Below are 23214 nucleotides of genomic sequence, written 5' to 3'. Positions count from 1 at the left end.
TTTAGAGTGTTCCAAAAAATAAATGATCCAAAACCCGTCGTTGCGAGCGAAGCGAAGCAATCCCAAGGGCTGCGATTGCTTCGCTTCGCTCGCAACGACAATTGGGCATTTTCTTTCTTGGAGTACTCTTATATCGATTACCTGTGAGGTTTTTCTGAACAAATTGCTCAAGCCCCAAGTGCGATCGAGCGTGATTTTGAGCAATTTAACAAAAAATTACTATTAGGCAGCGATCGCAACCTCAAGTAGTTCCTCAATCCTTAATTCCAAAGAAATTATCTATATTTTCCAAAAATTCTGATTTCCTTTCTAGATCCTCAGGTAATTAGTTTTTCCGATGCAAATAAATAAAATCTATGATAGTATCTAATTTTACATTTTTTATGGCAGTGTTTTTAGATTACGATAACTAAGTAAGTAAAAATATGTATACTTAATGATTACCATAAAGACTTCTAACTAAAAATCCTATAATTTAATACAAAGCGAGCAACTACAGTGCTTTCTAGGTTTTTTGTGTTAAGAAACCTCCGTAAAAAACCTGATTTAACATTTGTGCAAATTTATCATACTGGAACTAGAAGCAAAAAATTTGACAACAAGACATCCCTTATTCGTAAGATAAAAGATACAAGCTGCAAAAAAAATTAGAGAGGCAGCTTTACATAATGCATTAATCCCTATGAAAACTCTGGCTTAGATACAGTCAAATATTAAATTTCTTTTTGAAATCTAACACTGTTAACTTGTGCAAAAACTTGGAGTGCCTTTGTGATTCAATGGAAATCCAACCATCCAGACTTTACAGAACAAATTGTTAGTGGGTCAAACCCCACTAACACAGTAAAGAGTATCGGTTCAAATCATGTTGTAGGCTCGCAGAATAATGTGGAGGCTTATTCTTTAGGCTTATCTCAAGAAGACCTGATGCTTAAAGATAAGCAAGCAATGTCTTCTTGGATAAAATCTGATATTAATTATGGTGATGATTCATTGGTTTCTAGAACACTACAAGCCAAAGGTTCTAAAGTGAATGGGTTTGATTTAGATCCGCCGAAGGTTTTAATAGTTGACGATCATGCCGCTAGCCGTATGACTGCTGTTGCCCTCTTGGGGATGGAAGGATACGAAGTGATTGAGGCGGACAGTGGTTCTCTTGTTGTGGGATTGGTAACTGAAAAACAGCCAGATTTGATTTTGCTGGATGTGATGATGCCAGGAATGGATGGATTTGAAGTGTGTCAATTGCTCAAACAGGATGAGCAGACTAGACTGATTCCAGTGATTTTCATTACAGCATTAAATGACAGGCGATCGCGGATTCGGGGAATTGAAGTTGGGGCAGATGATTTTCTCACCAAACCCTTCGATCGTGTGGAACTGGCGGCGCGGGTGAAGTCCTTGGTACGGCAAAAGCGTCTGAACGAAGATTTAGACCATGCCGAACAAGTACTATTTTCCATTGCCATGTCTATTGAAAGTCGCGATCCTAACACCGGCGACCATTGCCAACGCCTATTAAAACTGGGACAACTTTTTGGTGAATACCTCAGCCTCTCACGCTACCAAATTCGAGATTTGAGATGGGGTGGTTATCTCCACGATATCGGCAAGGTGGGTATTCCCGATGCAATACTGCTAAAAAAAGGTGAACTCACCTCCGAAGATTGGCAGATCATGAAGCAGCACGTTTTAATTGGAGAAAGAATCTGCCAGCCACTACGCAGTATGCAGGGTGTAATTCCCATAATTCGCCATCACCACGAACGCTGGGATGGTTCAGGCTACCCTGATGGACTTAAAGGCAATGATATTCCTTTTCTGGCACAAGTATTTCAGTTAATTGATATTTACGATGCCCTAACTAGCGAACGACCTTACAAAAGAGCTTTTACTTTTGCAGAGGCACTTTTAGTGATGGAAAAAGAAGCTGATTCTGGTTGGCGCAATCCTAAGCTAATGCAGGAGTTTGTAGAGTTTATTCAATTTTATCAAGAGAAAAAGTAGGGAGGATAATGATTTATCGCTGCTGTCATGAGCGGGAATTGGTACTATAATCTTCGCTTTTGAGGAAAGTAGTTATCCTGACTCATTGTATATTTCAGTCTTCTATGATTAGCTGGTATGATTTGAGCCTAAATCTTAAAGTACCAACAGCATTAATCAAAACTTTCACTGATAGCTGATAGCTAATTATGGTAGTTGTAGCAATTCTAGCGGCGGGACGCGGCACACGGATGAAATCAAGCTTACCCAAAGTTTTACATTCTTTGGGTGGGCGATCGCTAGTCGAGAGAGTTCTTGAAAGTGTAGAACCACTTTCCCCCTCACGGCGAATCGTAATTGTGGGATATCAATCCAAGGAAGTGCAAGCCGCCATGCATTCAATTCCCAATTTGGAGTTTGTCGAACAGACTGTGCAATTGGGAACAGGTCATGCCATCCAGCAATTACTTCCACACTTGGAAGACTACACTGGGGATTTGCTAATACTTAACGGCGATTTACCGTTGATCCGCAGCGAAACCCTCAAGCAGATGTTACAAACTCATGCCCGAAATCAAAACGCCGCCACTATTCTCACCTCACACCTATCCGATTCCACAGGCTACGGGCGAGTTTTTTGTAATGATGAAAATATTGTGCAGCTTATGGTTGAACACAAAGATTGTACTGCTGCTCAAAGACAAAATCACCGGATTAACGCTGGGGTTTACTGTTTTCACTGGCCAGATTTAGCAAAGATACTGCCCCATCTCCAGGCAAACAATGCCCAAAAAGAATACTATCTCACTGATGCCGTCACTCAAGTGGGAAAAGTTATGGCCGTGGATGTGGAAGATTATCAAGAAATTCTCGGCATCAACGATCGCCTGCAACTAGCAACAGCATCTGAAATTTTGCAAAGGCGAGTCAAAGAAAAATGGATGCTAGCAGGTGTCACTCTCATTGACCCCACAAGTATCACCATTGATGAAACAGTGGAATTACAGCCGGATGTAATTATTGAACCCCAAACTCACCTGCGGGGAAATACAGTAATTCAAACAGGAAGTCACATTGGGCCGGGGAGTTTAATTGAAAATAGTCACTTAGCTGAAAATGTCAGAGTACAGTATTCAGTAGTAACAGATAGCACTGTGCAGGCAGGAAGCCGAATTGGCCCTTATGCTCATTTGCGCGGTCAGGTACAAGTGGGTGCTAATTGCCGTGTGGGGAATTTTGTGGAATTAAAAAATACTCAATTAGGCGATCGCACAAATGCAGCCCATTTGTCGTATATAGGTGATAGTGTTATCGGCAATCAGGTGAATATTGGTGCTGGGACAATTACTGCTAATTATGACGGCGTAAAGAAACATCGTACAACAATTGGCGATCGCACAAAAACTGGTGCAAATAGCGTTTTAGTAGCTCCACTCACCTTGGGAGATGATGTTTACATTGCAGCTGGTTCTACAGTCACAGAAGACGTACCTGATAATTCCCTGGTGATTGCCCGTAGTCGTCAGATAGTGAAACCTGCTTGGCGCAGGAAGAGCCAATAAAGCGATAATTAAATCATCAGATTAGCTGATTCAACTAGAGGTAAGAGATAAGGAAAATAAAACAACTGACCGCGACTATTGAGCGTGAGGAAAATGGCTATGTATCGCTTTGTCCAGAATTCGATATTGCTAGCCAAGGTGACACCATCGAAGAAGCACGCAGTAATTTAGTTGAGGCGTTGGAATTATTTTTTGAGACAGCTGACCCATCTGAAGTCCAAGATAGGCTAATTACAGAAGTCACGCGCTCTTTTTGAGGTGAATTAGGGACTTCCAAAAAATAAAATATACAGTAGGGTGTGTTAGGCGAAAGCCGTAACGCACCGAGATATCTGGCGGTGCGTTACGCTGTCGCTAACGCACCCTACAAAATTGGATATTTTTTTAATTGGAAGTCCCTTAGCAGAAAGTGTAGGTTGAGCAATCTCATGGTGGATTAGCTTGTCCCAAAAGTCATCAGAACAAGACAGACAAAATTTAGTATGGAAGAACTGCTAGAACTTAGGCAACTTCTAGAACAAGGCAAAATCTATGAGGCACTGCTGTTGGTTGATGAGTTAGAAGAAATGAGCCTCAGTGACAAAATCAATAAAATTGATAGTTATGGTGTGATTCTTCTCATCCATTTAATTAAACAAAAGGCTGAAAAACGTTCTACTCGCTCTTGGGATGTTTCGATAGAAAATACGGTGCGGGAAATCAACAAAATAAACAAGCGCCGCAAATCCGGTGGTTTTTACTTGAATCAAACAGAATTAATGGATATTCTGCAACAAGGATATCAAGTGGCACTGAAAAGGGCGGCGCTAGAAGCTTTTGAGGGAAGTTATGAAGCCCAAGAGTTAGCAGCAATAGTTAACCAGCAAGAAACTTTAGCCGAAGCGCTGGAACTGATTCAACAATAACCAATCAGTTCGTCGCCAGTCCATTCCAAAGTATCACCAATTTTTTCGCCGTTGTGGTAAGCAGCGAGTAAAATTTCGCTAGTTTTGCCCCAAGCGATCGCTCCACTCACATCTAAAGCGATCGCTCCTAAATCCCGTTTGTTCTGGTGCGCTTCCTCAAAGGAACGCTCCATAGCCTCCTTCAGGGACATTCCATCAGTGACACGCACTACAATCCGTGGGGCTAAACACTCATCGATGATATCTTCTCCAATTCCAGTACAGCTAACACCAGCATTACTAGTAGCATAATTACCTGCTGGCATCGCAGAATCACTTACCCTGCCAATCCGCTCAAAGCCCTTACCACCAGTGGAAGTGCCAGCAGCTAGGCTACCAGATGCATCTAAAGCTACGACACCGATAGTCCCACGTCCGGCATTACTGGTTTCTATCAGTTCGGGTTCTGCTACCACGCCAGCCATTGCACTTTTAAAATTATCCTGGCGTTCTTGCATCCACTCTTGCAACCGCAAATCAGTTAAAGCGTTATAGCTAGGAAGTTGCATTTCCCGCGCCAACTCAGCCGAGCCGAAATCTGATAGGACTCGATCTGGCGAATTTTGTAAAAACTGTGCCAACTCAATGGGATTTTTTACCCGCGAAATATTAATCACGCCACTAAACCGCCCTAATGCGCCATCCATCAGGGAAGCACTCATGCGAATTTGCCCATCAGATTGCAGTACTGAACCAGTACCAGCATTAAAGCGGGGATTGTCTTCGAGCATTTGGCAACCATGCACCACCGCCTCAGAAGCAGTTGCTCCTGACAATAGCAGAGAATAGACTTCTTCTATTACTGTATGGAGCGATCGGCGCACCGCCTCTAATCCTCCTTTACCGTGGAGAGAACTACCAGCCCCTCCATGAATAATTAATTTAGGTTGCACCTGTGACTCCATTAATCCCCTGCGCTATTTGCGTCTGTGTTGCGGTTAGTTTTATTGGGGAATGGGGATTAGGGATTAGGTATTGGGTATTGGGAAGAAGAATTTATTCCCCAGTCCCCAGTCCCCAGTCCCTTTAAGTTTTCGCTTCAGAACGACGACGACGACAACGTTCTGAGCAGTATTTCACATCGTCCCAGCAATCTTGCCACTTTTTACGCCATGTGAAAGGACGTTGACATACCGGACAGATTTTTGTAGGTAGGTCAGATTTAGAACGAACACGTCCCATATAAATACTGTGTGTGTATATGAGAATTTGATTTCTGAGAGAGGTGGAAAATAATTATAACCAGTTTCCTACAAAGGAAGTAAACCTTCACAGAAAAAATGTAATGTCAATCTCTCCTAAGATTTATTTTTTAGCTATGTATCTGGGAACACAAAATTATCGGCAAATAACTCAACCTCAAGTAAATATATAAGTAGAACGACTTGAAAAAAACAAACTATGTAAAGTAATGTAATTTTAGCGAAAATCAGTTCGTAGTAAGGACTTTAGTCCTGATTTGAGACCTAAAGTTCTCACTACAAACCTTTAATTATTTACCCTGTTCTACTTACATTTGTCTAGGGAGAGTTTTACACAGCATAGTCAAGCTTGGGTTAAGTATTTATAGAACTAGCTTTTTCAATGTGACTTCTAAAATCTCTTTCTTCTCTTTGCGCCCATTGCGGATCTGCGGTTAAAAAATCTTTTATTAAATCACAGTCAAATCGCATTAGATTAGAATTAAACTTGCTCATGAAGTGTTAATCAACTTCTCAAATTCAGGACTTACGCAAACAATAGCCGAAAAGAAAGATTTTCTTCTTAGAGCAATTCATAAATTGCCCTTACAGCATCTCGTTTCGCGTAAGTCCTAAAATTAACTGCGGTTAAAACCGTTCGTGTCGCTTCCCTCTCAGGTTTAAAGACGCTGAGTTTCTTGCATACTGCGTATTCTTATGACTGATCTACCACCCAACGCTCAGAATCCCGAAGAAAATGCTACCAACGATGTAGCACAAGAATTACTACGAAGGCTGAGGCAAAAACAAGGTAACTGGGTGGAATGGGGAACAGCGATCGCCTCGTTGCTAAAAACCGGTTACAACCCCCAAGAAATTTTTGAGGCGACTGGATTTGAGCCGATTCAACAAAATCAGGTGGTTGTCGGTTCCCAAGTTTACAATTCTTTGGAAAACTCTGGAGTATCGGCAGAAACGCGATCGCACTACGCCACACGCGGCAGTGATGTTTTATACGAACTGCGTTTGCTCACTCAAGAAGAACGCGCCGCCGCCGCCGAACTGATCTTCCTCCACAAAATCGATGCTGATGAAGTGAAGGAAGTGGCAAAAGCAATTAAAGAGTTCTCTTATTACCGGACTTTGCCAGAAGGATTTTCTGCCCATCCTGGAGATGCCGTTGCTCACCAAGTTTGGAAACTGGCACGCCAAAATACAGATTTACAACAGCGATCGCGCCTGATCGCTAAAGGTTTGCGTTTTGCTTACACGCCAGCAGCCAGGAAACAAATCGAACAGCTTCTGACTGATTTTACTAGCGTTCCCCAGCGTCCAGCACCAATTTTACCCTTTTACCGCCTGGAATTTGAAGAACAATTACCCCGAATTTTGCCCGTGGTAGGCGAGTTGCCATTGTCACGAAAAGACTTACAATCTGTGCCGATTTTGACAGAAATTGAACCATTTCGCCTGGTTAAGTTTTCTGGAGAGCAAGCTTGGGTACCATTACCAGGTTGGCAAGTGCTGTTAGCAGCAGAAGATCCAGTAGTGATTTTAGCGAATAGCGATCGCTTCCCCGTCCAAACTCAAAGCCAACTAGGGCCCGTTGTAGTTGTGGTAGATCGTGCCAAACGAGAATGGGATGCCTCTAGCTATTTTGTCATTGAAAATGGTGGTGAATTAGAGTTTCAGTGGTTTGAAACTGAGCCAGAAATTCCTCTACTAGGACAAATTATTATCATTGTGCGTCCTAAGAAAATTCTGGACGAAGAATTAACTAAGGATTCCTGGCAAATTGATGAATAATTGAAGAAGAATTCAGGAGTCAGAATTCTGAATTCTGTTCCGATCAATTTCCATTTTAATTTTCTAAATCTTTGCTGCTAACAGTTGCGCTGCTCATTTGTTCTCGCAAAATTGCAACTTGAGAAATCATGATTTTCTCTAGCGCCCCAGTTTCCATCGTTCCCATCCAACGAATCATTGATGAGAGAAATAATTCTTTGAGATAGGCAAAAGAAAAGCCTTCTGTTAATTCAACTATCTGACTCACAGCTTGTTCAGACAAGCCCATCGCACTTTTTAATTTTTCATTCCACAATGTGATGTAGGCTTCTCGTTCGGGGATAGCTGGCAGGTCAAAATGATATTTGCGATCGAAGCGACTGGGGCGATTGCTAATTGCAGAATCTAAACGTTCTGGATGATTAGTAGTCGCAATAGTCACAATCCCTTGATTAGAGGCAAAGCCATCAAGCTCATTTAAAAAGAAAGAGCGGTTTTCATCATTCAGTAGAGAATCAATATCTTCTAATACCAAAACACACGGGGCAGACTGTCGTGCTTGGTTGAATACTTTACGGATATTATCGCTATCAGTAGCATACTCGGACTTAAAGCTTTTAACGTATAAGCAAGGCTGCTGCATTTGGTTAATCAACGCTTTAACTGTATGAGTTTTCCCATTTCCTGGTGAGCCAATAAACAAAATACCACGTTTCCAAGGAACGCTGTAATTTGCGTAAGTTTCGCGGGAAGCAAAAAAGTTGATTAGGTCATCTTGAATATCTTGTTTAAGAGTTCTATGTAAAATGAGATTATCAAAAGTTGCGCTTTGAATAGATTGAAATAGGTCTGGATTTTTATCCCAGCAACCATCTTCAAAAACTAAAAGTTCGTCACGAATTTCTGAGTTCCATTCACAAACTGCGGCGAAAAAGTTTTCAGCTACTTCTTTGCTATCCGCCAAAATCCAAGAATAGCGAGTTTTACAATAACCTTCATTCCAACTCATTAAGAGGACATCAAGTTTATTCCCTTGCCATGAAACTTGAAACCTGGCATTTTCAGTATATTTATAAATTTCGTTTTCCATGCCATTCCAACCAGTAAGCATCTGGTTATGGATCTGATTATCATATTTAATTTTGCATAAATTTGCCTCAGCATACTTTTCTAAATTGAAGGAACTATCATTACTTTCCAGCAAGGCTTTTTTAGGATAAATAGCTGCTAGCTCCTGACTAACATGATAAGAGATAGCATTATTAGATAAGCTCAGGGCATGTGTAATTAGTTTTTTAATTTTCATGTTTATTTATTTTTATGCTTAGTTAGAAGCTCAGAAAGATATCAAATTAAGTTAATCTAACATTAAGATGGCTGAATTGTGAATTCTTACTTAAAGAATTATTCTTCCAAATATAAAATTTGATATGTCAGACTCTAAATTTATTGCTCCTGTGGCTCAAGAATCACTCCATTCAGAATTGTCTGAGCGATCGCCTGTTCCTTCTCTGCGAGATAAAATTCTCGCAATTCGCAACAGTCTACGCCCCGGACAACAACAAATGGCTGACTGGGGATCTGGCCCTTTGGCTATTTCTGCCGTTCCTGGCGCAGGTAAATCTACTGGGATGGCGGCGGCGGCAGCGATCGCGATCGCCCGTCAATATGAACGTTATGCCCAGTCGCGCCCATCCTCGCGTCGTCATCTGGTGGTTGTCACCTTTACTCGTTCTGCTGCTGCCAACATTAAAGCGAAGATCCGCAAATTCTTACGAGATGATTTATCTCTACCTCAGACGGGCTTTTTTGTCTATACCTTACATGGTTTAGCGTTGAACATTGCTAGTCGCCATTCTGATTTATCGGGTTTGCAGTTAGAAAATGTCACATTAATTACACCAACCCAAAGTCATCGCTTTATCCGAACAGCTGTAGAACAATGGATTGCAAATAATCCCAGAATATATTTACGGTTATTGGAAGGTCATCAATTTGACGGAGAAGAGACAGAAAGGTTGCGTCGCCAATCGGTGCTGCGAACAGAAGTATTGCCGGAATTAGCGAATACGGTAATTCATGAAGCAAAAAGTTCGGGGATATCGCCAGAAAAATTGCGGGAGTGGAGTAGACAAACCACAGACGAATATACAATTTTGAGCGTAGCGGCGGGATTGTATGAGCAATATCAAAACTTAATGCGATCGCGTGATTTCATCGATTACGACGATATGATTTTAGCCGCACTGCGCGTTTTAGAAAACGACAGCGCCCGTCGCATCGAGCAAAACCAAGTTTTCGCCGTATTTGAAGACGAAGCCCAAGATTCTAGCCCGCTACAAACGCAGCTGTTGGAAATTTTGGCACGTGATGGGGGAGATAACTCTTGTACAGACGCGATTAATCGCGTCTCTAACTCCTCACTTAATCTAGTCCGAGTTGGCGATCCAAATCAGGCGATTAACTCTACCTTCACCCCAGCCGATCCGATTTATTTTCGGCAATTTTGCGAAGAGTGCGATCGCATCGAACGATTGGCAACGATGGATCGAGCTGGTCGCAGTAGTAGAATTATCATTGAGGCCGCTAACTTTGCCCTCAAATGGATCAATAATCAGTCCTTAGCAAAAACGAATAACGGACAACAGACTCCTGACAACCGACAAGTACCATTTCGCTTACAAACAATTCGCCCTGTTGAAACCGGAGATCCGCAAAAGAACGCCAATCCAGCACCAATAGGGCGGGGATTAGAACTTTATACCCCGCGTGACATTCATCACACCGTTGAATTGCTATCTAAAAGAGTAGTTGAGTTATTTGGCGAAGATCCAACACAAAATAGTGCAGCGATTTTAGTGCGAGAAAATCGCCAAGGAAGATGGTTAGGAGAGGCTCTAGCATCTATATGCAAAGAGCATAAAATTACACTTTACGATGTGGGAGAACGCGATCGCCGTTCTCATGTTCCCCAAGAGATTTTAGCATTGCTGCAATTTTGCGATCGCCCCCACTCCCCCGATTACCTCAAAGCCGCATTAGAAGCATTAGTACAGCGCCAGCTAATTCCTACCCAAGACCTCAACGCCCTTGCTAGTTTACCAGAAGAATTTTTGTATCCTGGCCCCCTAGCAGCACCCCAGGCAGAAACAGTCCAAAAAGCCGCACGCTTGTGTCGCAATTTACTTCGCGCCCGCTTGGAATTGCCCCTTTACCAGCTAATTTCCTTTCTCGCCTTAACCTTAAATTACGACCAGGCAGAATTAGCAACTGCTGACAAACTTGCAGAACGGGTAAACCAGCAGATAGCTGGCAATAGTTCAATGGGGGGAATGCTGTCAGCTTTAAGTGAAATCGTCAGTTCCGAACGGTTTGAACCAGTGGAAACCGAAGATTCAGAGGAACGTTATACTCGTCGCGGTCAACTGACCATTATTACCATGCACAAAGCCAAAGGGCTGGATTGGGACTATGTATTTCTTCCCTTTCTCCACGAAAACTTAATTCCTGGGAGATTTTGGGTTCCTCCTCAAAGCCAGTTTTTAGGGGATTTTACCTTATCAGAAGTAGCCCGCGCCCAAATTCGTGCTACTCTCCACGGAGAATCTACCATCCCAGATGTCACACAAGCATGGGAACAAGCAAAGCAGTTGAAAATATCTGAGGAGTACCGTTTACTCTACGTTGCGATGACACGGGCCAAGCGTCTGGTGTGGATGTCAGCAGCACAGAAAGCCCCCTTTACTTGGAGTAAACCAGAGAATTTACAAGAACAAGCTCCTTGTCCCGTGTTTCCAGCATTAAAGCGCCAATTTCCTGAATCTGTGGCGAATTTGGCTTACATCTAGCTAAATAAATCTTCTAGATTTTTCCCACCAAGTAAGTAGGTGGGTGAGAAAATTTATAACTATGTCATTGCGAACGCAATGAAGTGGAGTGAAGCAATCACAAGGTTTTCACTGCTTTTACTTTTCGTTACATAGTTATATTTATTTGTGCTTGCCTACTTAATTTTAATCAGAAAGTTAGCATAGATATATTTAGCATAGATATATATTGAATATAAAATTTAATTTTTATGTAGCGGAGAAAAATATTCAACTTAAGGCTAAGTTTTCATGTAGTATTCATTTAAATTGCATTCTCAAAGTCTTAGGGGAGGATTTGCATGAAAACTACTTACAATCCAAGGCAATATTGGGAGCAACGACTAAATAATAATTTTACACTCAAAGGTGTAGGTCATATAGGATTTAGTGAGTCTTATAACAGTTGGCTTTACCGCAGAAAAGCTCTGTGTATAGAATCTTGTCTAAGTGGAACGACCTTACAAGGGAAGAATGTACTTGATATTGGCTGCGGTACAGGTTTTTTCGTTAATTGGTATGTCGAAAAAGGAGCAAATATCACTGGTATCGATATTACTGATGTAAGCATCAAAAAGCTTAAGCAAAAGTATGAAGGTGAATTCTACACACAGGATATAACCGATCCTAATTTTAGTCTTTTTTATCAGAAATTTGACATAATCAACATCTGGGATGTGGTATACCATATTGTTGATTCTAACCTTTTTAACCAGGCTTTCGACAACATTGCTAAAAGCATTAAAGATGGTGGACTGTTGCTTTTGACAGATTGGTTTGGTGGTTCTTCTGACAAGCAGATAGGCAGCCATGTCAAAGCGAGATGTCTTGATACCTACAATCAGATTCTTCCCAAGAAGGGATTTGAGCTAGTAGGAATTTATCCTTTGTATTACCACCTGAATAATGTTCATGTGAGAATATTAGATAACTATCTCGGTAAGTTCTATTTTGAGCTTGATAACCGCAATCAAAAAATACCTAAGAATAATTTATCCTTAGGTCTGTGGCGTTATAATCAAAACAATAATTAGTCTTAGTAAGAGGTTATGACACTAACTTACAGCATAGTGTAGCTTTCTATACGACTATCGATATCCGATCGGACATTGACTAAATAAGTGCATTCTTCTCAACTTAAGTTACATGCTAAAAAGCTGGGCTGGGAATATAATTTCCTTTTTTTGGAATTAAAGAAGCAAATAATCACCTTTTTGGCTAAAGAAATCAAGCAAATTTTAAATCAGCGATGCAATGATATTAATACTCATAGCTAAAATGGTGGTATTGAAAAAGAAGGATAATATGCCATGTAACAAAGTCAAGCGCCTCATGTTGCTTGATGTCGTCTGCACGTCTGAAACTTGACTGGTCATGCCAATTACAAATGAATAATATAAAAATTCCCAATAGTCTGGATAGTCGTTATTAGGAAAATCCAAACCTCCGGTAATTTCTTCACTATTTTTATGGTTAATATATTTGTAATAGCTGTGTGCATATTGCACTGCAAACATCGTATGCACTAGTAACCAGGAACCAACAATGGTTATAATTGCAAGTACGACATGTAGAGTAAGCAGAATTGTTGACAATTCTTTTTTGTCAGTTAGCAAAAACCCAATAGCTAAAACACTAGCACAAGCCGCAGCTATCACTAGCAGGAATATAGCCAAATGCCCTTCATATTCACTCTCCGCATAACGACGAATTTTTTCTGGTGTAGCCACGATCATTTTCCACCAGGTTACAGCTAAGAAAAAGTCAACACCGGAGTTCCAAGCGCAGAGAATGCGAGTCGGTAAGTGCAGTAAATGTGGAAGTATTACAGAAACTAATACAGCGAGTCCGACAGCAATGATTAGTCGGGGTCGAGAGTCAAAGTTTTTAAATAAGTTAAGTTTCACAAATATAGATTCAGAACATTTTTAAGCAAGGAGATATCACAGTTATAGACAACTTATACACAAAGGTAAGTTGAACTGTAATTATAAAACGGGAGAGAGCGCAGAGTTTGCGTTAGTTCTGTCCACCACAGGTATAGTACTCCCAATTTAACCATCCGATCGCTTCTCTACTGGATCGTTTAATTTAAAAATACGACCAGAGAGGGTAGCTTGGCAAGAATGCTTAAACAATATAAGAATGAATTTCACCCTTTGACTAAGCCTGTAGTGCAATAGCAAAAGCCACTCAATTGAGTGAATGTGTTTATAGATGAAGAGATAAGCCGTATGAGCAAATCAAAAGACGGCATAGCGACAGGTCAAATGAATAATCGAGAAAGTAAGTTAAATTCGCCCCAGCACCTTGTTGGAATCAGGATTTTGTTGGTAGAGGATGAGCCAGATATTGCAGACTTGCTGATTTTCATTTTGGAAACAGCAGGTGCAGAGGTAATGGCTTTAATGGACGCAGAAGCAGCCTTATCCATGCTCGAATTATTTCATCCCGATCTTTTGCTATCGAATGTGAAGTTGCCCAATCGTGATGGGAACTGGTTGATCGAGCAAATTCGTGTACATTCAAGCTCATTATTAAGGCAGTTACCAGCGATCGCCATCACTTCTTATACACGGGAAGTTTCAAGTCGTAAGTCTTTGGATGCTGGCTTTGATCGATTTCTAGTCAAGCTTGAGAGTCCAGAGTCAATCGTGGATGAGGTTGTGCAGCTACTGTCCAGTTCTGCTTAGAAGGGCTAAGTTGGGGTCGAAGCTCCATGATTGTAAAAAAGTGTTACTTGGCTGATGTGAGCCATTAATTTTTGGTGTTTTGAATAGTAAGCTAATCGGCACAATCGCATCTTCTGGCAAATGACAGATTCAATAAAATATTGGTGATGCGATCGCTCTTAATGCCAGTCTTCTTTTTCAACAAAAAAAGCCTGTATTTATTGCTAAATCTAGCTTATAGGCTTTATTGCCATGTTTAGATGATTTCCGGAAAATAAATTACCCGATAAAGCAATTGAGTAGCTCTGATTCCCTACTGGGAAAAGGACTCTTTTAACTGACCCGGTAATTTATTATTCAGAAATATCCTAAGTACCTGATATTGAGCAAAAATGAAAATTTTTGCAGGTAATTTATGGTAGATGCATTCAATCTAGGAATAAAATAAATTCTTTCCCTCAGTAAATACACTAATTTAGTCAATGAGACTTCAGAAATTTGCAGGCATAAAAAGTACCTCCAATCCTTTATGAAAAAAGGAAATATGTTGATTAGGTAAAAAGCTTTCAAAGTCAGTTAAATAAAAGACAACTTATAAATTGATACAAAAATCTTGTCTTATTTATGTTTAAAGCTAATTTCCGACAAAGTTCGTTCAGGAACTGCATACAACAAGCAATAGAGAAACAGACTTTTCAAGTTGTACTGAGTTTTTTCAAAAATGAAATAGGACTCCTATATGATGCGGTAAGTATCGTCTAGGCGAAGACAGATTATGACGCAAACAATTTCAATCAACGACTCTGGGCGCTTGCAACTCACACCACTAGAAATCCCATCTCGTCTACTGTTGGGGCCTGGGCCATCGAATGCCCATCCCACAGTTCTCCAGGCGATGAATACCTCACCAGTTGGTCATCTTGACCCAACTTTTCTCGCACTCATGGATGAAATTCAGTCATTGCTACGCTACGTATGGCAGACAGAAAACCCACTCACCATTGCAGTCAGTGGTACGGGAACAGCCGCAATGGAAGCAACGATCGCTAATGCTGTTGAACCTGGTAATGTAGTTTTGATTGGTGTAGCTGGTTATTTTGGTAATCGCCTCGTAGATATGGCTGGACGTTATGGTGCTGATGTGCGAAGCATTACCAAACCTTGGGGACAAGTCTTCAACCTAGATGAACTCAAGACTGCCTTAGAAACTCATCGTCCGGCTATTTTAGCTCTAGTTCATGCCGAAACTTCCACCGGCGCACGGCAACCCTTAGAAGGAGTGGCTGATTTGTGTCGTGAATTTGGCACTTTGCTGCTGGTGGATACTGTGACAAGTTTGGGTGGCGTTCCATTGTTTTTGGATGCTTGGGGAGTTGACTTAGCCTATAGTTGTAGCCAAAAAGGGTTGGGTTGTCCGCCTGGTGCTTCGCCTTTTACTATGAGTGCGCGTGCAGTTGAGAAATTGCAACAGCGCCCAACAAAGGTTGCAAACTGGTATTTGGATATGTCGTTACTGGGTAAGTATTGGGGCGCGGAACGCACCTATCACCACACAGCACCGATTAATTTATATTACGCATTGCGGGAAGCACTACGTTTGCTTGCAGAAGAGGGATTAGCAAACTCCTGGCAAAGGCATCAGAAAAACGTAGAGTATCTCTGGGAAGGGTTGGAGAATTTAGGACTGAGTATGCACGTTAAACAAGAGTATAGACTACCAACCCTTACCACTGTTTGCATTCCAACAGGAGTAGATGGGAAAGCGATCGCACAACAGTTACTCAATGAACATAATATTGAGATTGGTGGTGGTCTTGGCGAACTCGCTGGTAAAGTCTGGCGCGTGGGATTGATGGGCTTTAATAGTCGAAAGGAAAGTGTTGACCAACTTTTAGCAGCACTGCGGCAGGTTTTGCCTAAGTAGTTTTTCGGCTAAACAAGTGCGTTAACGGTAGCTTAACGCACTTTATCTGCTACTACAGTTATCATTAGTTTCAACTTAAGCTAGGAATAGCCTAACTGTTAGCTTCATCACACGCCTTGAACTTCAGTTCAAGGCTAACAGCTAAAGTCTACTTCAGTAGACTAGTACAACACGGCGGAAATAAACCAACCATTGGAAATGTCTAGAACCCTTACGAATTACGAATTACGAATTACGAATTACGAATTACGAATTACGAATTACGAATTACGAATTACGAATTACGAATTACGAATTACGAATTACGCCTTGCGGTACTAGAGACTTTTGGAGGTATTTAGTCAATTTCGAGTTATAAAACTTTCAATACGCTACAACAGAAAAAACCCTCTGCTAAACCTGTGAAAAAAAGAGTAACACTCACCTTCCCGAAACGCGCTGTGCAAATGCCAGTCACTTATGTACTGGCCAAAGAGTTCAACGTCGCTGCCAATATTATCCGCGCCCAAGTTGCCCCAAATCAAATTGGCAAACTGGTAGTGGAACTAGCTGGAGATATCGATCAATTAGATGCTGCTATCGAATGGATGCGATCGCGGCATGTTAACGTTTCTTATACTTTAGGCGAAATTGCGATCGATGAGGATGTGTGTGTCCATTGTGGCTTGTGTACTGGGGTTTGTCCTACTGAAGCCCTGACTCTCCACCCTGAGACGTATAAACTGACATTCACGCGATCGCGTTGTATCGTTTGCGAACAGTGTATCCCCACTTGTCCCGTACAAGCAATCTCTACTAACCTTTAACAATCCAAAATTGATCCTATTCCAGCTTAAACACATCTGCTACTACACCACCATCACCCACCAACCTAGTTTTGGCTGGAGAGTCATAAACCACCAATAGCGAAGGTATACCAGCTACATCCTGAAACAGCGCCATTCCTTCAGCACGATCTTCCCGATTTCCATAGGGAATATCTTGTATAAAATCTGGATTGCTGAAGATATTTTCTCGCAAGTTAATGCCATTTGTCCAACGATACACTTGCATGGGCCCATCTAAATCCATCGTTGGGCCGGCTAAAATCAACAAATCTTTTCCATCTACACACAAATCCCGAATTCCCAAGCCATTCAACCAGATAAAATGCTTTTTATATAACTCCTTCGCTTCTCCAATTTGCCGCAGTTTTAGAATTCCAGCGCTAGAATCTTCTAACTCAATTTCCAGTATCACAGCCCAACCCCGCAATACAGGCCCACGCAAACCCAAAAAAATCCGGTTTTGATAAACACCTATTCCTTCAATATCAAAACCGTTATCTTTTCCTGGAATTAATGCTTTGATAAACAAGCCTAAATGGGGATCGTCTGCCAAAGCTGTCATCAGCAAATTACCCTGTTCCGTTATCTCTAGTTTAGCAGCACTCAACTGCACATCTGGATTTTGGGGATGTGGGTAAGATGAGAATAACTTCCCGTCTATTAAAGGAATCCGTCCTAAGACGTAACGATTAGGTTCTGACTCAATTTTTGCCAGCCTTTTAAAGTTTTGGACATCAGTCTTATCATCGAGTTTGGGTTTTTTACGTTTGTAGCTATGAGAACCAACAAACCATAGATAATCATCAGTGTAAGCAAGTCCTTCTATATCAATTTCTCGATCTTCTGGTGCAGGTAAGTCGATAAATTCTGCTACTCTAAATTGTTGATGCTCTGTAAATTTATCAGTATCAGCTAAAGATAGACGCTCAATAGTTGAGGTTTCATCTGACCCTAACCATAAATACTTGTGATGTGTTAGCAGCACTGCTGATAAGTCTTCTCTATGTTCTTTAAAATTATCTACAAAAGTCAATAAAACTTGATTACACAAATGTGAGTTTGACATTTTAAATCATCTTCATGGTTACAAAAAGATTTATTATGATATCATAATAAATAATTTAATGTCATCTCAATATTTTTAGAAGCTATCGTACATATCAAATTGCAACGGGTAAGTCTTCTCTTTACCTATTGATAGATGTTGTATATTTTATCTATAAATATGCAGCATCTATCAATAGTTATAAGAAAAACTGTTAATTATCATGGACGAAAAAATATAACAATACTATTAGATGAGATACAAACTTTTAACTAATGTTATTATGCAATCACCTCATGAGGTATGTCATTAAGATAAATTATGAAATTAGCTACAAAACCCACGGTAAAAACTCTAGGGGACTACGCCTACCAAGCTATTCAAAAACACGTTAAGAAAACCTGGAAGTGGGAAAAATCAGTAAAGAAAGATGAAGATCCAGAAGCACTGCATCAAATGCGAGTGGGGATGCGTCGCTTACGGACAGCTGTAACTAGGTTTGAGCTAGCGTTAGATATGTCGAAACCAGTCAGCGATAAAAATATTGGTAAAATAGCCCGTCGTCTTGGTAATCTCCGAGATTTAGATGTACTCAAAGAAAGTTTGGAAAACAATTACAAACCAAACTTACCCCGCAAAGAACAAGAATCTCTACAAACAGCTTTCACAGCTTTAGCTAAACAACGTGAAGATGTACTATCGAGTGTGCAGAAAACGTTAAAAGATGAATCTTACAAGTCTTTAAAAGAGACATTAGATAAGTGGTTGGATAAACCAAGTTATCTACCTTTGGCATCTATTACTATTCAGCAAGTACTACCAGATTTACTTTTACCAGAAGTGAGTAACTTCTTACTACATCCAGGTTGGTTAGTTGGCACTCAATTTGTCGATTCAGAACTGAAAATCCAGAAAAACTGGGAACCAGAAAAGATCGAAAAACAATTGACAACAGAAGGCGAAATTCTTCATAGTTTGCGAAAAGAAGCTAAACGCATCCGCTACCAGATGGAGTTATTTACTGACTTATATGGCGAGTCTTATGAAGCTTATCTTACAGAAGTGAAAAGTATCCAAGAAATTTTGGGTACTATGCAAGATAGTGCTGTCTTAACTGACTGGCTTGAAAATGTATTCAAATCAGAAATTCAGACCGAGTTGCCTACTCTTGCTACTTTGCTAACTGAAAATCGTTACCAGTCGTGGCAGCAGTGGCAGCCTTTGCAAGAACGGTATCTGAAAGCTGAAACTAGGCATAGCTTTCATTTAACAATACTGCACCCGCTTTCAGGAGTAATAAAGTGAACTACCCACACTGACTTGGAGTACCAAGTACAGTTTGGGCTTCTGTAATCACGGGGGAGTGCCTAAACTTAGGGACTTCCAATTAAAAAAATATCCAATTTTGTAGGGTGCGTTAGCGATAGCGTAACGCACCGCCAGATATCTCGGTGCGTTACGGCTTTCGCCTAACACACCCTACTGTATATTTTATTTTTTGGAAGTCCCTTAGACTTTCGCCCAAGATTAGGACTTACCACCCCTCCTACAGCAGAGACGGCTGAACCTTCCGCCTTTATCATTCTGATACCTTCTGCTCTAATGTTTGTCGCGGCGTTTCCATCACGCTCGTGATGAGTGCAACAATAGGGAAGAGGATTGAAAAGGGTTTTTGCATCACTCCCGTATATTTTTGCCAAATTGGGATGATTCCCTGAACCTATCCCACTATTCTAAAAATCCCTAGTTCTTTTTGTAAAATCGATATTTATAAAGAATCTGGCGATAAATAAAGACGGGTTGCAGCCCGTCTAAATAGCTTGAAAGTGCAAATACACCTTGTATTAGGACTGAAGATAACACGGTTAATTTTTTTAGAGCTGCCAATTTGCCAAATCATAAAAAGAACAAATTTTAGAACCGTCGCAAAAATCCTGAGATTTCCGACTAAATCATTCACCCACCCATGTTTGAAGATTTGCGGAAATTGCCATGTCTGAAGATAAGCCCGGAGTTTCAGAGTCCTCCCCAATCTAAAAGCAGTAATAATTCCCCTCAAAAAATATTGCTTTGTCTAAATAAGTCATAGTAGAGGTTATAGCTACTGGATACAGAAGCTTCTCTAATATGCTGTCAGGCTGGTTCACCTTTACATGAACTTAGCCAGCAACGATAATCAAGGTTTATAAGCATCAAATATGAATGTTCTACTTCTATATCCCCGTTTTCCAAAAAGTTTTTGGTCTTTTGAAAAAACACTGGCTTTATTAGACCGTAAAGCAATGCTACCGCCTTTAGGCTTGGTGACTGTAGCCGCGATATTACCTCAAGAATGGGAGTATAAATTAGTAGATCGAAATGTTCGCGTCTGTACGGAGGCAGAGTGGGATTGGGCAGATTTGGTGATTATGTCGGCGATGATTGTGCAAAAAGAAGATTTGCTCTGTCAGATATTAGAAGCAAAACGCAGAGGTAAACGAGTAGCTGTAGGTGGGCCTTTCCCGACAGCGTTACCAGATGAAATGACATCCGCCGGGGCAGATTACTTGATATTAGACGAAGGGGAAATTACCCTACCCTTATTTGTAGCAGCGATCGCACGCGGCGATCGCACAGGTATCTTTCGCTCTGGCGGTGAAAAACCAGATGTTACCAACACTCCCACCCCTCGCTTCGACTTGCTAGAGTTTGAAGCTTATGCGGAGATGTCGGTGCAATTTTCCCGTGGATGTCCTTTTCAATGTGAATTCTGCGACATTATTGTGCTGTACGGTCGCAAACCTCGCACCAAAAACCCAGAACAAATATTAGCAGAACTAGATTATCTCTACAAACTGGGTTGGCGGCGCAGTATTTTTATGGTGGATGACAACTTCATTGGTAATAAGCGGAATGTCAAATTATTTCTGAAGTCTCTTCTGCCCTGGATGGTAGAACATAATTATCCTTTTTCTTTTGCGACGGAGGCTTCAGTTGATTTAGCCCAAGATCAAGAACTTATGGACTTGATGGTAGTGTGTAATTTTGGAGCCGTTTTTCTGGGAATTGAAACCCCCGACGAAGAAAGTCTCACTTTCACTCAGAAATATCAGAATACGCGAGACTCACTCAGTGATGCGGTGAATAAGATTACCCGCTCAGGGTTACGAGTCATGGCAGGCTTTATTATTGGGTTTGATGGCGAGAAAGTAGGAGCCGGCGCGCGAATTGTCAAGTTTGTTGAGCAAACAGCAATTCCCACAGCCTTATTTAGTATGTTGCAAGCGCTTCCAGATACAGCCCTCTGGCATAGATTAGAAAAGGAAGGACGACTCCGCAATAAATCAGCCAACATCAACCAAACTACGTTGATGAACTTTGTCCCAACTCGACCGTTAGAAGACATTGCTCGTGAATATGTGCAGGCGTTCTGTGATTTGTATGAGCCAGAGCGGTTTTTGGAGCGTACATACAAACACTTCCGTCTTTTGGGTGAAGCAACCTATCCGAAAAAGGGCAAAGCTGCCAAGAAACCATTGAACTGGAAAGTCCTCCGAGCATTGCTGGTGATTTGCTGGCGGCAAGGTGTACGTCGTCAAACGCGCTGGCAATTCTGGCGTTACTTGTGGAGTATGTATCGGCATAATCCGGGTGGAGTGAGTAGCTATTTAGCCGTTTGTGCCCAAATTGAGCATTTCTTGGAGTATCGCCAAATTGTCCGGGATGAAATTGAGGCTCAAGTAGCTGGATTTTTGGAAGCAGAAGCTAGGGTAAAACCTGAAGCGCAAGTGATGGTTAATTCCTAGCGAATTAGATTTGGCAATACCTCTGCAATGCCAATGCATCTCGATGCAATGTTAATGCGTCCCTCTGCAATGGCAATGCATCTTGATGCAATGTTAATGCGTCCCTCTGCAATAGCAATGCATCTTGATGCAATGTTAATGCGTCCCTCTGCAATGGCAATGCATCTTGATGCAATGTTAATGCGTCCCTCTGCAATGGCAATGCATCTTGATACAATGTTAATGTGTCCCCTTGCATTAAAACGCTACGCTTTTAGACAAAATTGCATTATGTTACCATGCCATCGGATAATTTGGAGATTAGTGAAGCGATCGCAGCACAATTTGCTCAATTAGTGCTGGATTGTATCGAGCGGGAGTATCCCAACAGTAATTTGTATTGGGCTGATAGCGACGAGGATATCAAACCACCGCGTAAATTGACTCCTGCTTTTTATGGCTGCTTAGATTGGCATTCAGCCGTACATGGTCACTGGTTGCTGGTACGTCTGATGCGTCATTTCCCCGAAGCATCATTCAATGCAGCTTCAAAGCAAGCACTTGGGCAGAGTTTAACACCTGAGAAAATTCAAGGAGAAATTGCCCATTTCCAACGGCTACCCTTTTATGAATTTCCTTACGGTGTAGCGTGGTTTCTGCAACTGACTGCGGAACTTCACGAGTGGAATCATCCTCAAGGGAAAGAATGGCGGGTTGTATTGGAACCGCTAGAAAAGTTGATTGCGAGTAACTTACAGCGCTGGATTGACAGACTGAGACTTCCTAATCGTACAGGAATGCATAGCCAAACAGCTTTTGCACTTGGTTTGATGCTAGATTGGGCAAGGATTACCGAAAATACTGATTTTATTCAGTTAGTAGAGAACAAAGCACGGCAATTTTATCTTAGCGATCGCAACTACTCCTTACAATTTGAACCCCTTGGCTATGATTTTCTCTCCCCTGGACTTGCTGAAGCAGACTTAATGCGGCGAGTCCTTACAACAACAGATTTTACCGACTGGCTGACTGATTTTCTGCCACAAATACCCATTGATAATTCAGTAAATTGGTTAGAACCTGTCAGAGTGGATAATCCCCAAGATTATATGCAAGCCCACTTTTACGGTCTTAACCTCAGTCGGGCTTGGATGCTTGAGGGGATCGTATCTGGATTGGCAAATAGCGATCGCCGCATCGAAACACTCCGCTCTGCTGCCCTTCAACATCGTCATCATGGACTAACAGATGTTGTAATTGAACATTATGCAGCTAGTCACTGGCTAGGAACTTTTGCTGTTTACCTCCTAACAAATCGTGGATTACCTCTCATGAGTTGAGTGCTGAGTGCTGTTAGCGATAGCGGGGCGTTTAGCCCGTGCTGAGTTAGGTGTAGGTTGGGTTGAGGAACGAAACCCAACATTATCAAAGCTTTGTTGGGTTTCACTTCGTTCAACCCAACCTACGATTCTTCTTAACTCCCCATTCCCAATCCCCAATCCCCAATTCCCAATCCCCAATTCCCAATCCCCAATGCCCAATCCCCAATGCCCCAATCCTTAAAAGATGCCAAGTAAATATGCCTTAACTTGCTGATACTGTCAGGATCAAAGAGTAAAGAGTAAAAGGCAATCTATTTTGACTTTTAACTTTCTCCT

Annotated in this window: 19 protein-coding genes and 1 pseudogene; 13 read left to right on the top strand and 7 right to left on the bottom strand. The window is 41.4% G+C overall.

Annotation, left to right across the window (positions count from 1 at the left end; translation table 11 throughout):
• Positions 1-771: 771 nt before the first annotated feature.
• The 3 genes from CDG79_RS04800 (at position 772) to CDG79_RS04785 (ending at position 4453) form a co-directional block, all read left to right on the top strand.
• Complete coding sequence (locus CDG79_RS04800) at positions 772-2007, top strand: response regulator (protein WP_094341111.1); 1236 nt, start codon at positions 772-774, stop codon at positions 2005-2007.
• A 188-nt stretch (positions 2008-2195) separates the two neighbouring features.
• The gene (gene glmU / locus CDG79_RS04795; protein ID WP_094341110.1) at positions 2196-3548 is read left to right on the top strand and encodes a bifunctional UDP-N-acetylglucosamine diphosphorylase/glucosamine-1-phosphate N-acetyltransferase GlmU; all 1353 of its coding nucleotides are present in this window, start codon (positions 2196-2198) and stop codon (positions 3546-3548) included.
• A gap of 482 nt (positions 3549-4030) precedes the next feature.
• Positions 4031-4453 (top strand): DUF29 family protein, encoded by a 423-nt coding sequence (locus CDG79_RS04785; protein ID WP_094341109.1) that lies wholly within the window; start codon positions 4031-4033, stop codon positions 4451-4453.
• Here CDG79_RS04785 and CDG79_RS04780 read toward each other — a convergent pair.
• Positions 4444-5397 (bottom strand): isoaspartyl peptidase/L-asparaginase, encoded by a 954-nt coding sequence (locus CDG79_RS04780; RefSeq protein ID WP_094341108.1) that lies wholly within the window; start codon positions 5395-5397, stop codon positions 4444-4446. The two genes, CDG79_RS04785 and CDG79_RS04780, sit on opposite strands and share 10 nt — an antisense overlap.
• Positions 5398-5518: 121 nt before the next feature.
• Positions 5519-5674 (bottom strand): DUF2256 domain-containing protein, encoded by a 156-nt coding sequence (locus tag CDG79_RS04775; RefSeq protein WP_094341107.1) that lies wholly within the window; start codon positions 5672-5674, stop codon positions 5519-5521.
• A gap of 716 nt (positions 5675-6390) precedes the next feature.
• Between CDG79_RS04775 and CDG79_RS04770 the strand changes: the two genes are divergently transcribed.
• Positions 6391-7479, top strand: coding sequence for a RuBisCO accumulation factor 1 (locus tag CDG79_RS04770; RefSeq protein WP_094341106.1), 1089 nt, complete (start codon positions 6391-6393; stop codon positions 7477-7479).
• Positions 7480-7534: 55 nt separating this feature from the next.
• On the opposite strand, the gene CDG79_RS04765 is transcribed toward CDG79_RS04770, so the two are convergent.
• On the bottom strand, positions 7535-8764 hold the full coding sequence (locus tag CDG79_RS04765) for an AAA family ATPase (RefSeq protein WP_094341105.1): 1230 nt from the start codon (positions 8762-8764) through the stop codon (positions 7535-7537).
• A gap of 124 nt (positions 8765-8888) precedes the next feature.
• Between CDG79_RS04765 and CDG79_RS04760 the strand changes: the two genes are divergently transcribed.
• Complete coding sequence (locus CDG79_RS04760) at positions 8889-11306, top strand: ATP-dependent helicase (protein WP_094341104.1); 2418 nt, start codon at positions 8889-8891, stop codon at positions 11304-11306.
• Positions 11307-11626: 320 nt separating this feature from the next.
• Positions 11627-12358: a class I SAM-dependent methyltransferase gene (locus CDG79_RS04755; protein ID WP_094341103.1), complete on the top strand. Its 732-nt coding sequence runs from the start codon at positions 11627-11629 to the stop codon at positions 12356-12358.
• 204 nt (positions 12359-12562) lie between these two features.
• On the opposite strand, the gene CDG79_RS04750 is transcribed toward CDG79_RS04755, so the two are convergent.
• Positions 12563-13231, bottom strand: a complete 669-nt coding sequence (locus CDG79_RS04750) for a DUF1345 domain-containing protein (RefSeq protein WP_094341102.1) — start codon at positions 13229-13231, stop codon at positions 12563-12565.
• Between the two features lie 327 nt (positions 13232-13558).
• Between CDG79_RS04750 and CDG79_RS04745 the strand changes: the two genes are divergently transcribed.
• The 3 genes from CDG79_RS04745 to CDG79_RS04735 all read left to right on the top strand — a co-directional run bounded on the left by CDG79_RS04745 (position 13559) and on the right by CDG79_RS04735 (position 16726).
• The gene (locus tag CDG79_RS04745; protein ID WP_223278010.1) at positions 13559-14017 is read left to right on the top strand and encodes a response regulator; all 459 of its coding nucleotides are present in this window, start codon (positions 13559-13561) and stop codon (positions 14015-14017) included.
• A 754-nt stretch (positions 14018-14771) separates the two neighbouring features.
• A complete protein-coding gene (locus tag CDG79_RS04740) occupies positions 14772-15920 on the top strand; it encodes an alanine--glyoxylate aminotransferase family protein (RefSeq protein ID WP_094341101.1) in 1149 nt (382 codons plus the stop codon).
• Between the two features lie 401 nt (positions 15921-16321).
• Positions 16322-16726 carry an NIL domain-containing protein gene (locus CDG79_RS04735; RefSeq protein ID WP_012411079.1) on the top strand — a complete coding sequence of 135 codons (405 nt, stop codon included), beginning with the start codon at positions 16322-16324 and terminating at the stop codon, positions 16724-16726.
• 16 nt (positions 16727-16742) lie between these two features.
• Here the strand turns inward: CDG79_RS04735 and CDG79_RS04730 are convergent, their stop codons facing one another.
• The gene (locus CDG79_RS04730) at positions 16743-17813 is read right to left on the bottom strand and encodes a DUF3616 domain-containing protein (protein ID WP_094341100.1); all 1071 of its coding nucleotides are present in this window, start codon (positions 17811-17813) and stop codon (positions 16743-16745) included.
• A 300-nt stretch (positions 17814-18113) separates the two neighbouring features.
• Between CDG79_RS04730 and CDG79_RS04725 the strand changes: the two genes are divergently transcribed.
• Positions 18114-19097, top strand: coding sequence for a CHAD domain-containing protein (locus CDG79_RS04725; protein ID WP_094341099.1), 984 nt, complete (start codon positions 18114-18116; stop codon positions 19095-19097).
• 164 nt (positions 19098-19261) lie between these two features.
• On the opposite strand, the pseudogene CDG79_RS43400 reads toward CDG79_RS04725, so the two are convergent.
• A pseudogene (locus CDG79_RS43400) lies at positions 19262-19444 on the bottom strand (hypothetical protein); the annotation flags it as partial.
• Between the two features lie 546 nt (positions 19445-19990).
• Here CDG79_RS43400 and CDG79_RS04715 point away from each other — a divergent pair.
• Genes CDG79_RS04715 through CDG79_RS04705 form a run of 3 tightly spaced genes read left to right on the top strand, consistent with a single transcriptional unit; the run spans position 19991 to position 22896 of the window.
• Positions 19991-21577, top strand: a complete 1587-nt coding sequence (locus CDG79_RS04715) for a B12-binding domain-containing radical SAM protein (RefSeq protein WP_094341098.1) — start codon at positions 19991-19993, stop codon at positions 21575-21577.
• Between the two features lie 33 nt (positions 21578-21610).
• Positions 21611-21913: a hypothetical protein gene (locus tag CDG79_RS40740; RefSeq protein ID WP_223278009.1), complete on the top strand. Its 303-nt coding sequence runs from the start codon at positions 21611-21613 to the stop codon at positions 21911-21913.
• Entirely contained in the window at positions 21856-22896 is a 1041-nt protein-coding gene (locus CDG79_RS04705) for a DUF2891 domain-containing protein (protein WP_094341096.1), read from the top strand. The genes CDG79_RS40740 and CDG79_RS04705 overlap by 58 nt, the downstream gene beginning before the upstream one ends.
• On the opposite strand, the gene CDG79_RS42090 is transcribed toward CDG79_RS04705, so the two are convergent.
• Entirely contained in the window at positions 22879-23097 is a 219-nt protein-coding gene (locus CDG79_RS42090; RefSeq protein WP_189524881.1) for a hypothetical protein, read from the bottom strand. The two genes, CDG79_RS04705 and CDG79_RS42090, sit on opposite strands and share 18 nt — an antisense overlap.
• Positions 23098-23214 lie beyond the last annotated feature (117 nt).

This window comes from Nostoc sp. 'Peltigera membranacea cyanobiont' 232 (assembly GCF_002245985.1).
Classification (GTDB): Bacteria; Cyanobacteriota; Cyanobacteriia; order Cyanobacteriales; family Nostocaceae; genus Nostoc.
This window is presented reverse-complemented; position numbering and strand designations above follow the sequence as displayed.